Here is a 14,550-nt window from a genome sequence, read left to right as displayed (position 1 = left end):
GTATCAGCGTTTTCGTCTGGATGTGCGGCCCGAAAGCGAAGTAACCTGTATTGATCGAGAACATAAGAAGGTAATTATTGATCATCATGGAAAGTCTTATGATGAGACCTATGACGTGCTGATTCTCTCGACAGGAGCGCACCCGATGCGTCCGCCAATTGAAGGAGTCGACCAAGCGGACAATTTGTTCACGCTGCGTGATGTTCCGGATGCTGAACGTATTGTTCAGTATCTTCAGCAGCATAAAGCGGATCGTGCGGTGATCGTTGGTGCCGGCTTTATCGGCATTGAAATGGCCGAGAATCTGGCAGAACGCGGACTTAAAGTGACGATCGTTGAACGAGAGCATCAAGTCCTTCCTCCGCTTGATCCGGAAATGGCGATTATGATAGAAGCTGAACTGAAAAAGCACGACATTGAGGTGCTCAAAGGAAAAACTGTCACTGGATTTGAAGAAAAAGGTGCGGTTCTTGTTCTCAATGACGGTACGCGTAAGCAGATGGATCTGACACTCTTATCGGTCGGTGTTGTTCCAGAATCATTCTTAGCTGAGCAAGCAGGCTTAGCACTCGGTATGCGTCGCAGCATATCGGTTAATGATCAACTGCAGACCAGTGACCCCAATATCTATGCGATTGGTGACGCAATAGAAGTTGCTCAGACAGTCAGTGGGAAAGCAGCGGTCATTCCACTCGCCTCTCCGGCCAATCGCCAGGGGCGCATGGTTGCTGATATTCTTAGCGGGATGAAACGTAGTTACAAGGGAACTCTGGGTACATCAATAGTGAAAGCATTTGATTTGTCTGCAGCCGTAACTGGATTGAGTGAGAAATTATTACAGCGAAACAATATCCCCTACCAAGCGCTGCACACGAGCCCGCCGGATCATGCAACCTATTATCCAGGCAGTTTGCAGATGACACTCAAGCTGCTTTTTGATCCTGAATCTGGAAAGGTTCTAGGTGCACAGGCGGTTGGTGAGAAGGGAATCGATAAGACCATCGATGTACTAGCCACAGCGATTCATGGACAAATGACGGTCAATGATCTGACCGAACTGGAACTAGCCTACGCGCCGCCATTTAATTCGGCAAAAGCACCGATTAATTTGATCGGCTATGCTTCAGAAAATTTGCTGGATGGAAAGGTGCAGAATGTTCAGTGGAACGAAGTCGATCAGTTGGTAAAACAAGGAGCGCTGCTTATTGATGTTCGGACGGAACAGGAATATGGTAACGGCGCCATCCAGGGGGCTGTAAATATTCCTTTAGACAATCTTCGCGAACGGTTAAGTGAGATTTCAAAAGATCGCGACCTGATTGTGTCATGTCGGGTGGGGCTTCGCGGCTATCTTGCGGCGCGTATTCTTGCTCAGAAGGGCTATTCGGTTAAGAATCTGGATGGAGGCTATAAACTGTACAGTAGCGCTTTTCCAGAAAAAGTAAAGTAACCCAATACAAAAGGTTAATGATCAGTTCGATTGAATCGGGGCAGAAAAAGCTTAGCCTTCTGCACTGATGTAACAGGCGGTAGAGATCTATCTACTGTCAAGAGGATCAGTTATGCTAAAGAATAGGAGGACACCTGTGGTACTACAGAGGTGTCCTCCTTATCATTCATAGTGACCTTTGCCCCTATCAAAAATTGCACGCGAGAAGCCATACCTCTCAATTTCCTTCTTTTATTCGTTGATTAATAAGTCAACAAAAACTTCAGCGGCTTTTGTCTGAAATTTGCTATTCGGCGTAACAAGTGAAAAATGCCTGATCATTGGGAATCCCTTTATATTGACTAACTTTAATCTTCCAAGCGCTAATTCTTTTTTGATCGTCAAATGTGAGAGCAGAGAAATGCCCAGACCAGCTTCAATCGATTCCTTTATCACTTGAGTACTTCCAAGGGTCATCACGTTTTTAGGATAGAAATCCAATTGCTTGAAGCATTTTTGCTGCATTTCTCGTGTTCCTGACCCCATCTCTCGTACCAGCCATCTCTCTTGGTGCAAGTCTAGAAGACTTATTTTCTTTTTGGAAAATAAAGGATGATCCGATGCAGCAATCACCGACAGTCGATCTTGTGCAAAGGGAGTAATCTTCAAGCGCTCATTGGTACTTTCTCCCTCTATTATCCCTACATCGATTTGGTGATGCATCATGAGGTCAATAATCTCGTTTGTATTCCTTATGGTAATACTCGGATTCAGTAAAGGATAGGATCGAAGCAGAGTTGAGATTTTATAAGGGAGTACATATTCACCATAGGTATAACTGGCACCAATAGACAGGGTACCACTTACGGTATTTTTTAGATCATCCAGAAGATTCTCCATTCGAGTATGAAGATTCAGAATATCTTTGGCATGATGGTATACGATTTCTCCCGCTTTGTTCAACCGAACATATTTATTGGTTCTCTCTAACAACTTTATATTCAACGATCGTTCCAGTGAATGAATATGATTGCTTACAGCGGGCTGAGTCATATGAAGCATTTCAGCAGCCCGAGTGAAATTTTGCTGTTCAGCAACGGTAATAAAAACATATAGTGCTTGATCCACATTAATCCACCTTCTAATTAATTTAAGCTTCTGATGAAAGCAATGATCATTCGTAAAAAGTTATTATAACGATAATTATAATTTATTTTACTTATCATTAAAACACTTTTATTATTGGGAGCATAACATTGCAAAAAGGAGATTATCAAGTGGCAGACAAAGAAGTTCGTTTGACAGGACGTTGGCTCGGGGGGATCGGCTTCACGTTCATTATCGCTCTAATAGGCTATGGATTATCTAAAGTTCCAGGATTTGATCATGTGGGACAGCTTGCCTGCGCGATTATTATCGCAATTATTTATCGGCAGATCTGGGGATATCCGGAAAAAATCCGCTCAGGCATCCAATTTTCTGCAAAAAGGCTGTTACGATTCGCAATTATTCTTTATGGATTAAAACTGAATATTGATGTGATTCTGCATCAGGGAGGATGGCTGCTGATCAGAGACGTCGGAACAATTGTTTTTGCAATAGTTTTTACGATTCTGATTGCAAGATTACTCAAGGCAGAGGATTCGACTTTAGTTTTGTTACTGGGAATTGGAACGGGCGTCTGTGGTGCCGCGGCGATTGCAGCGACATCCTCGATCTTGAAAGCGAAAGACGAAGACACCGCAATCGGTGCAGGGATTATCGCACTGGTTGGAACCGTTTTTTCCATCGCGTATACAATTATCAGACCCTTTATTCCTCTGACAGCTTTACAATACGGGATATGGTCAGGAGTCAGCCTGCACGAGATTGCCCATGTTGCTCTGGCTGGTGCACCTGCGGGTCCAAATGCTCTGGCTATGGCTTTATTGGCCAAACTGGGCCGGGTTTTCCTGCTGGTCCCACTCAGTTTTATTCTCGTGTACTGGATGAAACATAAGGAAAAAACGAAATCTGGTTCGGAAGCGAAAATTGAATTTCCCTGGTTTCTCATCGGTTTCATTATTATGAGCTTATTTGGAAGTTACGTTCTGGGTCATGCGTTTACTATTCCGGCAAGTATGATGAATGGAATCTCTTCCTTCACTTCTTTTATTTTGACGATGGCCATGATTGGTTTGGGACTGAATGTAAGTCTGAAGGACCTGCGAACAAAAGCATTAAAGCCATTTCTAGCAATGGCTATTACTTCTGTTCTTCTTTCAGTGAGTACATTTTTCACGATATACCGGTAATACCCAGACATTTGCAGCTGAATGGATAAAAAAGCAGCGCTGAGTCTCCTCCGGTTATGGGGCTCAGTGCTGTTTTGTTTACAAAATTACTTTTTCAAATTTTTCTTGAACGGTACAAATTGTACAGCGGCTTAACGAGTGTCTAAGGAGAATTTATTTCATTTTAGGGCTTAATGTATGCGTAACCACTGCTTTGTTTTTCCACTAATTCGACAACCCCTGCCGGAACAACAGATACAAATGCAAATAGATCTTCTTTCAGTAAATGACGCGCATTCAAGGCATTCCGGCAGGCAACAAACTGAACGCCCTGACTCTTCAAACTGTTCATCTGATTGATGAATGCTTCAGACTTATAGCCAACGACAGCCGCTCCATTAGCCAGTACTTCGACTTCAGCGGTCATACCCGCCAGAAGATTTTCAACATTTCCAAGCAGCAGAGGCCACTTCTCTTCTTCATCGATATGGAAAATGACATGATACAAGTTCCCGTCCCTCCTTCCACCTTGTCTTTCTTTTTAGTACTATGCAACAGTCTTTGATAACAAGAAAAGTATGTCAATTTATCATAGATCATCGATGTGACATATGACATTTTGCTTGGTGTACTAATTTTAAGCGTCGCAAAGCTTGATAAACCTTTGCATTGCCGGGGACAAGTATTTATCCTTGTGATAAATCATTTTATAGTGACGGTTGAAATGAAGTCCATCAATTTCCTTATTACATAATTGGCCGCTACAAACTTCATTTATTACGGCAAACTTTGAAATAACGGAAACACCAAGACCTGCAGCAACAGCCATTTTGATGGAATCGACGTTATTGCATGTCCAGGAAGCGTGCCAGGACAGTTCCTTTTCTGCCATAACCTCTTCAAATTTTTTACGTGTTCCGCTTTCTTTCTCACGGACGATGAAAGGTTCCGTTTCAAGTTCATGCGGATTCACTGAGGTCATAGCAGCAAAACGGTGGCTAGCGCCGCAAATAAGGACTAGTTCGTCTTCCATAAAAGATTTTCTGATGAGGTTCGGTGAAGTCGTCTCTCCCTCCACGAGAGCTAAATCCAACTGGTCTCGCAAGATGAGTTCTTCAATCTTTGCAGTATTATCCTCAATAACTTCAACCGTGTTCTCAGAATTCAATTCTTTAAATTTTAGAATAAGTTTCGGAAGTATATAGGCACCAATTGTGACGCTTGCGCCAATTCGTATAAAATTTCTCTTGTTTATTAAACGCATTTCTTTCTCTGCCTGGCTATTCATTTGGATAATGTAACGAGCATAGTATAAAAGGCTATTTCCAGCTTTTGTAAGATGGAGCTTTTTGGACAGCCTCTCAAAAAGACGAACGCCGAAATGTTTTTCAAGTTCAGAGATGGCCTGACCTGACTGACTGCAGGTTGAGATAAAAAAAGGGATTCGGCAGCAGCTGTCATGTTCAATTTATCACACACTGTGATGAATATTTGAAGATGTCTGAATGTCAATTTTCTTCCTCCATAATAAATTACTTATGACATTAATAAAATAATAATATTTTTATTATCAATTAACAAGGCATACTATTTAAACTGTAGGGTTCGCTTAGGCCGGGTTTACCTTTTGAACGTACAGATTCTGATATGATCGTCAAGATATCGTGAGACTTCAAAATAATCAATGTACGGGAGATGAAACCTTGTCACTACTCGTAATCAAACTCATCTTTGTTGCTGTGTTTGCCGGAATTTTTGGTTCTGTTCTCGGGCTTGGTGGGGGTACGGTTATCACTCCAATATTGACCCTGATGCTCGGTATTGACATAAATCATGCGATAGGGGCCAGTCTGATTGCTGTTATTGCGACATCAAGCGGTGCAGCGATTGCCTATATCAATGATGGGATTACAAATTTGCGTATTGGTATGTTTTTGGAGGTTGCAACGACAATTGGCGCGATCACTGGAGCTTTTCTAGCGGGTTTCGTTTCATCGAGCGTGCTCTATATCATTTTCGGACTCTTTTTATTATATTCAGCGTTAGCCATGCTTCAAAAAAAGAAAGCAGAGAAATATGATTTGAACAGGGGAAAATCTTTAGCCAATAAAATGAAACTGAATGGGAACTATTATGATAAAAATCTGGAAAAAGAGGTCTCCTATCATGCAGTTCATGTGCCAGCAGGATTTGGTGTGATGTATGGCGCTGGCGTGGCTTCAGGATTGCTTGGAATCGGAAGTGGCAGTTTCAAAGTCATGGCCATGGACTTGTTCATGAAACTGCCATTGAAGGTTTCCAGCGCAACGAGCAATTTTATGATGGGTGTCACCGCGGCAGCAAGTGCCAGTGTTTATTTGATTCGCGGTGATATCGATCCTCAAATATCCGGACCGATTGCCATTGGTGTACTCGTAGGAGCAACAATTGGTACAAAGATCATGCAGCGGATGAAAAGCAAAACCATTCGAATTATTTTTGTTCCGGTGATCGCTTATATCGCTATTCAGATGATTCTGGAAGGATTGGGGTGGAAGTGGTGAATCATTCGCAAGCGAAGGCAACCAGAGAGAAGAACATGGATTCAGTTGGTCTAATGATTGGGTGGACACTAAGGATAGGAATAACGATGAGTAGCCTAATAATTATTTTCGGGCTTATATTGTTTTATGCCGAGGGTCAATCGGGATATGAGGCAGATCGTTATCCAACGCATATCAAAGATATCATGCAAGGTTGTTTTGCATTGAAGCCATACGGGGTGATTTTGATGGGACTACTCGCCCTCATGCTCACTCCGGTTTTTCGAGTGGGTATTTCGATTATCGCCTTTCTCATCGAAAAAGATTATTTATATACAGTGATCACTCTGATCGTCTTTTCAATTCTGATCATTAGTTTCTATATTGGTAGAATGGCGTAAGCCTATAATAGAATAAAAAAATTAATATGATACAATTTATTCGACAAGCAGGCGAAAAATCTAAAATCAAAATTTCTGGAGTGGAGGATTTAATTTTGACTGTTCAACCTTTAAACCCGGTCGCTATTCAGCTAGGTCCTATTCATATTTATTGGTATGGTATTATTATTGCCTGTGGCGCGTTGCTTGGCTTGATGATTGCCATGCGCGAAGGCAACAAGCGTGGTCTTCCCAAGGATACATATGTTGACCTTATCATGTTTGCTGTACCAATCGCCGTTATTTGTGCCCGTATCTATTATGTCGCTTTTGAATGGTCTTTCTATTCGGAACATCCATCACAAATCGTTGCTGTGTGGAACGGTGGCATTGCCATTTATGGTGCTTTGATTGGAGGGGCAGCCACGACGATTGTATTTTGTCGAATTCGTCATTTGTCGTTCTGGAAGGTGGCTGATGTTATTGCGCCGAGTGTGATTCTCGGACAGTCACTTGGACGTTGGGGTAATTTCATGGATCAGCAGGCCCATGGTGGCCCGACGACACGAGCTGCGCTTGAGACTATGCATCTTCCAAATTTTATTGTCAATCAGATGCTGATTAACGGCACCTACTATATTCCGACTTTTCTATATGAATCGGTCTGGGATTTTGCCGGTTTTATCCTCCTCCTTATACTGAGGCGGGTGAACCTGCGCCGTGGTGAGCTCTTTCTGTCCTATGTTATCTGGTATTCGCTCGGCCGATCTTACATTGAAGGACTTAGGACAGACAGTCTGATGCTGGGACCACTGCGCGTCTCTCAATGGCTAGCAGTCGTACTGATCATTTTCGCAGGCGGGTTGATCCTGTTTTGGAGAGTAAAAAAAGAGAAGCGTCCATATTATCTGGATGCCTGATCATTCTGTTCTGTTGCAATGTAATACGGAACGACACATTATTAACTTTAATTAACCATCTTTTTGACTTTCATTCACATCATTGGAGTGATTGAGTTGCCGAATCGAATAATGGTTGCCGATGACGACAGGGAAATTGTTGAGATTATATCGGATGCACTGACTGACGAAGGCTATCTTGTCAGCTGTGCGTATAATGGTTTACAAGTGCTTGATCTAATGCAATCTGAGAAAATTGATGCCTTCATACTTGACATTATGATGCCGGAAATGGACGGGCTGGAGACATTGAATCATATCAGAAAAGAGACAGACGCCCCTGTGCTGATCCTCAGCGCAAAGAGTCGGGACATCGATAAAGTCATCGGTCTGCAGATCGGAGCCGATGATTATGTCGCCAAACCGTTTTCGATGGATGAGCTTATCGCGAGACTTAACGCACATTTAAGACGCGAACACAAAAGGGAAAAAGCGGACGATATTTTACGTTTTGGACAAATTGAGCTTCACAAATCCAAATGGCAGGCTGTTGTTAATGGAGTTCCTGCTGATCTTTCCACAAAGGAGTTTCAAATTCTAAGTTACCTGTTTGCAAACAAAGACAGGGTACTCACACGTGAACAGATCTATTCTGCTGTCTGGAATGACCGCTACGGCGGAGACCTCAATACAATTACTGTGCATATTAAAAATCTTCGCTCCAAGCTAGGCAGTGAAGGACACCGAATCAAAACGATCTGGGGCATTGGCTATAAGTTGGAAGGCGATGGCTGATGCACAAATCGATCCGTTTTAAGCTCTCTGCGTTTTTTCTTGTCATATTTCTCTTCTTTGTCGCAACGCTTCTGCTCAGCTTTGTTATTTTTTTCAGAAATGATTTTCGTTACGATGTGGTAAAAGAAGAGCAATACTATCAAAATAGGGTTTCAAAACTTGCTGAAAAAGCGTCCGCATCCAAGGATGAGAAGAGCATAGTGAGACTGCTGACCCCCTACGCGAATCATAGAATGCAAATTCAATTACTGGATATAAAGGGAAACGTACTGTGGTCGTTAGGTCAATCGTCAACAATCATTAACATATCGGCAAAAGATTATATCATTACCCGAGGGGTCGTACGATATGGTCTGCGGATAAACGGGATGAATTTGACACGCACCGAGGTATTTGAAGCGTACGCCATCAAATACCTATGGATCATCTTGCTTCTCTTTACTTTTCTGTTTTTATGGATCGCCTTTTTTCTTCACCTATCCATTACAAAACCTGTTTTAGCGCTTTACAGACGGATGGAGAGCAATCCATTGAAAATGAAAATAAGGGCAAAGGACTACCGGCATGACGAGATCGGTGTTTTGGAAAAAAGGTTTGATCAAATGATCCATCGATTACAAACCGTCGACAGGCAGCAACAGACGATGCTGGCAGCCATTTCGCACGATCTGAAGACACCGCTCACATCGATCATCACGTATACTGAGCGCTTATCTTCCGGAAAAGTTTCGGATCTGAAAAAACAGCAGCATTATTATGAAGTGATCGGTCGGAAAGCGGACGACATCAGAGACCTGATTGATAAGTTTCAGGACGCTGCCCTTGTCACTGATTTAAATACACCTGCAGACTTTCAAATCATATCCGCCGCAGAATTCTGGCAATCTGTTTTGGAACCCTATACAGAAGAATGGGACGGTGTGGATGCGAAGCTTGAATATAGTAGTGAAATGGACGATAACACCATGATCCGAATTGACAAGTCTTCTATCAACCGATTAATTGCGAATATCATGGGCAACGCTATTAAATACGGTGCGCGGCCACTTATTGTGCACGCCTTTATAACGCAAAGCCATAATGACGTAAAAGTCAAAATCGAAAATAACGGGATGCAGGTACCGGAGGAGAAGCTGCAGCTTCTTTTTGATCGCTTTTATCGCGGAGAACCATCCCGATCCCGTGAAAAAGGGGGCAGTGGGCTTGGTCTTTTTATCTGCAGGGAAATCATTGAAAAGCACGAGGGATCCATTCGTGCTTACAAACCCTGGAACAATGACTTTGGTATTGAACTAAAGCTGCCCATCGTCAATTCTTAAGTTTTCTTTATCTTTTTCTATTTTTATTTTATTTTCAATTGTTAGGATGGATGACATAGGGTAATCCCTTGGTCACCCATTCTTTATTTTTAAGCTCTGTTAAACGTGTCTGTTGTTTTTCGCTTCAGGCACTCGCTTTCGCGGGCGATCCGTGAGCCTCTTCGCTCGTGACGCGCGCTGTGGGGTCTCATTTGGCTCCGCTGATCTCGCAGGAGTCTCGCGCCTTCTACTCCAACCAGTCATGGGCAAAATCAACATTTAACGTTAACTCGGCCTATTTTTAAAGAGAGGAGGAAGTAGATATGAGTGAACCCATCATTGAATTTGAAGGAATAACCAAACAGTACAAAATGGGGGAGGTGGTTGTTAATGCTCTTTCCGGCGTGAATTTCATCGTCAATAAAGGGGAATTCGCTATAGTAGCGGGTCCAAGTGGGGCTGGGAAGAGCACGGTGCTGAATATTCTTGGTGGCATGGATACCCCATCAAAAGGACACTTTACCGTTGACGGCCAGGAGATCAACAACTATTCACGAAAGCAATTGATCACGTACCGTCGCAAACAAATTGGGTTTGTTTTTCAGTTCTATAACTTGATGCAAAACCTGACCGCCCTTGAAAATGTGGAACTGGCTGTTGAAATTTGCGATCACCCCTTTCCGCCTCGTGATGTGCTGATGCAGGTGGGCCTGGAAGAACGAATGAAGAATTTTCCTGCACAGCTTTCCGGAGGTGAGCAGCAGCGTGTAGCCATTGCCCGCGCACTCGCAAAAAATCCGAAGATACTGCTTTGCGATGAGCCGACGGGGGCTCTCGATTACAATACGGGGCGTTCCGTATTAAAGCTTTTGCAGGATACGTGTCGGAGAACCGGCATGACCGTTGTGCTGATTACACACAATCTGGCGATTGCTCCGATGGGTGACAGACTGATCAAGATCAAAAATGGACGTGTTGAAAACATGGAGATCAATCCTAACCCTGTCAATGTTGAAGAGATTAAGTGGTGAGTGCGATGCAAAAAACACTAATTAAAGAAGTATTTCGTGAAATTAAGGGCTCTTTGAACCGCTTTTTCGCAATCCTCGTGATTGTGACGCTTGGTGTCGCTTTTTATGTCGGATTTAATTCCATCGGTCCGGATTTATCTGCATCCGTTGCCAACTACTTTTCAAAAAGTCGGTTCATGGATCTTCAAATCCTGTCACCTGTTGGCTTTAACCAGGACGATTTAAAAGCGATACGCACGGTGCCCGGCGTCAAGAATGCCCAGCCTGTTTTTATGATGGATGCCATGCAGACGTACGGAAAACAAACCAATGTTGCGCATTTAATCTCCATACCAAACGGTAACGGATCAAACGAAGCGATCAACTCGCTGACCCTTGTAAAGGGAAGGTTTCCGAAAAATTCCCGCGAGGTCGTCGTGGATCAGCAAAAAAACGGAAGCAACCCGAAGATCGGCGACCTTGTCACTTTGTCATCCGGTTCGGCGGCAAACCTATCAGACAGCTTGCACGACACGAAACTTAAGGTCGTGGGTACTGTCGATAGCCCTGCCTATTTAACCAGAGCCCGGGGAACCAGCACCATCGGAAATGGCAAGGTAAGCGGTCTGATCTTTATGCCGCAGCAGAACTTCAAGCAATCTGACTACACGGCCATTCTAGTTTCCGCAGCGGATACCAACGGTTTGGATGTGTTCAGCGACACTTATTCCAACAAAGTTTCCGCCGTGAGAGACGACTTAAATCACGTGGCAGATAGCCGGACCAAAACGCGTTATGACGATCTCGTCAGCAAGAACAATAAGCGGATTACTCAGCAGCAGAACGAATATAACAAAAAAAAGAAACAAGCGGATCAATCATTTGCTGAGGCACAGCAGAAAATCGATGATTCACAAAATAAACTGAATGCTGCACAGGATCACTTGAAAGCGATGGAAAGTCAAACTAATCAGCAATTTACTGCAACTCAGGCTAAACTTGACACCGCAACGAAGCAACTTACTGACAGCACGGCTGTATATAACCAAAAATCCGCCTCATTTAAACAATCGACGGCAGCGGCACAAAATCAGTTTTCCGCCGCCGAAAAGCAAATCAATGCCCTTTCGTTAAAAATTTCATCTCTGCAGAATCAGTTTAACGGACTTGAAACCGAGCTTTCTGTCGGTCATACGAACGGAAGCCTGACACCTGCACAGATGGAAAGCCCAAACGCTCAGATTCAAAAAATAAAAGATACACTGGCCACTTTAACACAGCAGCGGGCAACTGCACAGTCTAATCTCTCGGCTCAGCAGAAAAAGCTTGCGGCCACGCAAACACAACTGAATTCCAGCAAACAACAGCTTGCCGACTCGACGGCACAGCTGAACAGTCAGAAAGATTCATTTGCTGCTGCGCAGAAAAAGGAGAAATTGCAGATCACACAAGGGCAGCAAGAGATTACTAGGCAAAAAAATTTCATTGATCAAGCACGGCAGAATCTGAAGAAGCAAAAAACGGATACGAACAAAAAGCTGAGTAAGGCGGAGCAGCAAATCCATACTGCTAAACACAAAGTCAGCCAAATTGCGAAACCAAGTTGGAAGATAATGAGCCGCGACGACAATACGGGCTATTCAAGTTTCCAAAGTACCGTTGACCGCAGCAACGGTATGTCCAGTATTCTCCCGGTCATCTTCTTTGCAATAGCCGCTCTTGTTTGCCTGACGACAATGACTCGAATGGTACAGGAACAGCGCACGCAGATTGGTACGCTTAAGGCTTTGGGTTACAGTAATGGGGCCATCGCGTTCAAATATCTCTTCTATTCCGCTTCGGCGAGTTTAATTGGAAGTATCATCGGCATGGTTCTTGGGTTTATCTTACTGCCGTCCGTAATATTTAAGGCTTATATGATCTTGTATTCGATGCCAGCCATGAGTGTCGGTTTTTATCCCGGCATCGCCACTACAGCACTGGTGATTTCATTAGCACTGATCACGGCGGCAACGCTGTTCACCTGTATCAGCGAGCTCCGTTCCGTACCTTCGGCATTGATGCGGCCGGAACCGCCAAAAAATGGGAAACGGATTCTTCTTGAGCGTATCCATTTTCTGTGGAACCATCTGAGTTTCAGTAAGAAAGTAACGGCGCGCAATCTTTTCCGGTACAAAAAGCGTTTCTGGATGACAGTATTGGGTGTCGCCTGTTGCTGCGCGATGCTTGTTACCGGTCTGGGGCTCAAGGATTCTATATCCACTCAGGTCTCTCAAAGAGAATTTGGCGAGATTATGAAATACGACATGTCCGTTCAACTGAAAAACAATGTGACTGCCGGTCAGACAGGTACAATAACGCACCAGCTCAGAAACACGTCCGGGGTATTCTCGTTCATAGAAAATACCAACAAGAATATCACCGTGAAGTCGGGTACGAAAAGCGAGCAGGTGAACCTTATGGTCCCGCAACAACCTGATCATTTTTCAAACTACTTAAAGTTGCGGCAAGCACCTTCTCGTTTTGCAAAAACGGGCGCACCAATTTCTCTGTCAAATGACGGTGTCGTCATTACGCAGCAACTTGCTCAGCTATTAAACATCAAAACGGGCGATACTCTTGCGATTGAGGACGATGCGACGCATAGCCATCATTTTCACGTTGAGGGTATTGCAGAGAATTATTTGCTGAATTATGTGTTCATGACGCCCACCTTGTATTCAAAAGCATACGGTTCACATGTAGCGGTCAACCAGATCCTGACGAATCTAAATACGAAGGCGTCGCATAATTCCATTTCTTCATCATTGACGAAAGTTGATGGTGTCGCCAACGTGTCTTTCCTGTCCGATAGTGAACAAACCTTTCAAGACACGGTTAAGAGTCTCAATGATGTGGTCTGGGTCATTATTTTGTCGGCCATCCTTCTTGAGTTTGTGGTTCTCTATACGTTGACGACGATCAATATTGGTGAGCGGTTTAGGGAAATTGCCACAATCAAGGTGCTTGGTTTTTATGACAGAGAAGTCTCGGCCTATGTTACTCGAGAAAGTTACATCCTGACGTTGATCGGCATTGTACTCGGTATCATTGGCGGCATATTCCTGCATGCGAAGATTCTAAGTGGGATCGAGGTAGACGGTGTGATGTTTGTTAAGTCAATTTTACCGCAAAGTTTTATTATCAGTGCCTTGCTTACCTTCATCTTCACTTGGGTCGTCAACCTGGTGACCATGCGCTCCCTGCGCAGGATTAATATGGTTGAGGCACTAAAGGGTAATGAGTAACCTAGAACACATGACATCATGAGGTTAAATCATTGTTCATTTTGTACGGCATGATTTTTGCATGAAATCAATGAAGACTTGGAACTACATCCGGATGCATATGAGCTTGAGATTCATTTTATACATGCGAAATAGAGTTCACTATTTGAACGGTTGAGCTGGTCCGACTATATATTGATCGCTTTAGCGTCTTTAATTGATTAGTCTGTGTCTCCAAGAGCTCATAAATAACGAGCATCCCCATCTGTTTTTCAGGTGGGGATTATTTGACGCTTACGAATGGCGATACGGTCTGTCATTCAGCATGAATTAAGTAAAGTGTAGGTAAATAATGGTTATCAATCTTAAAAAAATAAGTAAAGAACTTCATTTTTCGATTTTGATAAAATAGAAACCTTGTTTATTCATGAAATTTCTCCAAGACGCTCAGATGGTTGGTTTGATCCCGAAAATAAAAATTCTTACTAGACAAAAATTTTTAATCAGATGATATGTATGTAGTCATCAGTAAAGGACTTTTTTGTCATAAAATAGTGGGTGAATAATTAAATGACTGAACGAGTAAATAACTATTTTCTTTAATCACCACTAATTTCAACGAAAGAATACGGCTTGGTGCGTACGTGAGTAAACAACTTTATTTGTATTTATCAACAC

The 14,550-nt window shown here is 43.2% G+C and carries 12 protein-coding genes and 2 pseudogenes; 9 read left to right on the top strand and 5 right to left on the bottom strand.

Annotated elements, in window-relative coordinates:
* On the top strand, positions 1-1,450 hold a 1,450-nt coding region (locus SIN01_RS11520), incomplete at its 5' end, for an FAD-dependent oxidoreductase (protein ID WP_141306085.1).
* A gap of 231 nt (positions 1,451-1,681) precedes the next feature.
* Here SIN01_RS11520 and SIN01_RS11515 read toward each other — a convergent pair.
* A complete protein-coding gene (locus SIN01_RS11515; RefSeq protein WP_047035590.1) occupies positions 1,682-2,557 on the bottom strand; it encodes a LysR family transcriptional regulator in 876 nt (291 codons plus the stop codon).
* A 149-nt stretch (positions 2,558-2,706) separates the two neighbouring features.
* Here SIN01_RS11515 and SIN01_RS11510 point away from each other — a divergent pair, with 149 nt between their 5' ends.
* Complete coding sequence (locus tag SIN01_RS11510) at positions 2,707-3,723, top strand: YeiH family protein (RefSeq protein ID WP_240698474.1); 1,017 nt, start codon at positions 2,707-2,709, stop codon at positions 3,721-3,723.
* Positions 3,724-3,886: 163 nt separating this feature from the next.
* Here SIN01_RS11510 and SIN01_RS11505 read toward each other — a convergent pair whose 3' ends face one another.
* The 4 genes and pseudogenes from SIN01_RS11505 to SIN01_RS15220 form a co-directional block, all read right to left on the bottom strand.
* Positions 3,887-4,210: a DsrE family protein gene (locus SIN01_RS11505; RefSeq protein ID WP_010023843.1), complete on the bottom strand. Its 324-nt coding sequence runs from the start codon at positions 4,208-4,210 to the stop codon at positions 3,887-3,889.
* 129 nt (positions 4,211-4,339) lie between these two features.
* Positions 4,340-4,966, bottom strand: a complete 627-nt coding sequence (locus SIN01_RS11500) for a LysR substrate-binding domain-containing protein (RefSeq protein ID WP_237760186.1) — start codon at positions 4,964-4,966, stop codon at positions 4,340-4,342.
* A gap of 72 nt (positions 4,967-5,038) precedes the next feature.
* Positions 5,039-5,104: pseudogene (locus SIN01_RS15695) on the bottom strand (hypothetical protein); the annotation flags it as partial.
* A 23-nt stretch (positions 5,105-5,127) separates the two neighbouring features.
* A pseudogene (locus SIN01_RS15220) lies at positions 5,128-5,214 on the bottom strand (LysR family transcriptional regulator); the annotation flags it as partial.
* Between the two features lie 191 nt (positions 5,215-5,405).
* Between SIN01_RS15220 and SIN01_RS11495 the strand changes: the two are divergent.
* From SIN01_RS11495 to SIN01_RS11465, 7 genes are all read left to right on the top strand, one after another.
* A complete protein-coding gene (locus SIN01_RS11495) occupies positions 5,406-6,245 on the top strand; it encodes a sulfite exporter TauE/SafE family protein (RefSeq protein WP_010023846.1) in 840 nt (279 codons plus the stop codon).
* Positions 6,233-6,625: a DUF1634 domain-containing protein gene (locus tag SIN01_RS11490; protein WP_010023847.1), complete on the top strand. Its 393-nt coding sequence runs from the start codon at positions 6,233-6,235 to the stop codon at positions 6,623-6,625. Before SIN01_RS11495 ends, SIN01_RS11490 begins: the two co-directional genes overlap by 13 nt.
* Before the next feature lie 95 nt (positions 6,626-6,720).
* On the top strand, positions 6,721-7,524 hold the full coding sequence (gene lgt / locus SIN01_RS11485) for a prolipoprotein diacylglyceryl transferase (protein ID WP_010023848.1): 804 nt from the start codon (positions 6,721-6,723) through the stop codon (positions 7,522-7,524).
* Between the two features lie 96 nt (positions 7,525-7,620).
* A complete protein-coding gene (locus SIN01_RS11480) occupies positions 7,621-8,298 on the top strand; it encodes a response regulator transcription factor (protein WP_010023849.1) in 678 nt (225 codons plus the stop codon).
* On the top strand, positions 8,298-9,617 hold the full coding sequence (locus SIN01_RS11475) for a sensor histidine kinase (protein ID WP_010023850.1): 1,320 nt from the start codon (positions 8,298-8,300) through the stop codon (positions 9,615-9,617). The genes SIN01_RS11480 and SIN01_RS11475 overlap by 1 nt, the downstream gene beginning before the upstream one ends.
* Before the next feature lie 302 nt (positions 9,618-9,919).
* A complete protein-coding gene (locus SIN01_RS11470) occupies positions 9,920-10,627 on the top strand; it encodes an ABC transporter ATP-binding protein (RefSeq protein WP_010024205.1) in 708 nt (235 codons plus the stop codon).
* Positions 10,628-10,632: 5 nt separating this feature from the next.
* On the top strand, positions 10,633-13,893 hold the full coding sequence (locus SIN01_RS11465) for an FtsX-like permease family protein (protein WP_130031244.1): 3,261 nt from the start codon (positions 10,633-10,635) through the stop codon (positions 13,891-13,893).
* The last annotated feature ends 657 nt before the right edge of the window (positions 13,894-14,550 follow it).

The sequence above is a fragment of the Sporolactobacillus inulinus genome (genome assembly GCF_006539285.1).
Classification (GTDB): Bacteria; Bacillota; Bacilli; order Bacillales; family Sporolactobacillaceae; genus Sporolactobacillus; species Sporolactobacillus inulinus.
This window is presented reverse-complemented; position numbering and strand designations above follow the sequence as displayed.

Excerpts from the sequence above, each read along its gene's own strand:
- SIN01_RS11465 (WP_130031244.1), top strand. The coding sequence starts at position 10,633 with ATGCAAAAAACACTAATTAAAGAAGTATTTCGTGAAATTAAGGGCTCT.
- SIN01_RS11470 (WP_010024205.1), top strand. The coding sequence starts at position 9,920 with ATGAGTGAACCCATCATTGAATTTGAAGGAATAACCAAACAGTACAAA.
- SIN01_RS11500 (WP_237760186.1), bottom strand. The coding sequence starts at position 4,966 with ATGCGTTTAATAAACAAGAGAAATTTTATACGAATTGGCGCAAGCGTC.
- SIN01_RS11475 (WP_010023850.1), top strand. The coding sequence starts at position 8,298 with ATGCACAAATCGATCCGTTTTAAGCTCTCTGCGTTTTTTCTTGTCATA.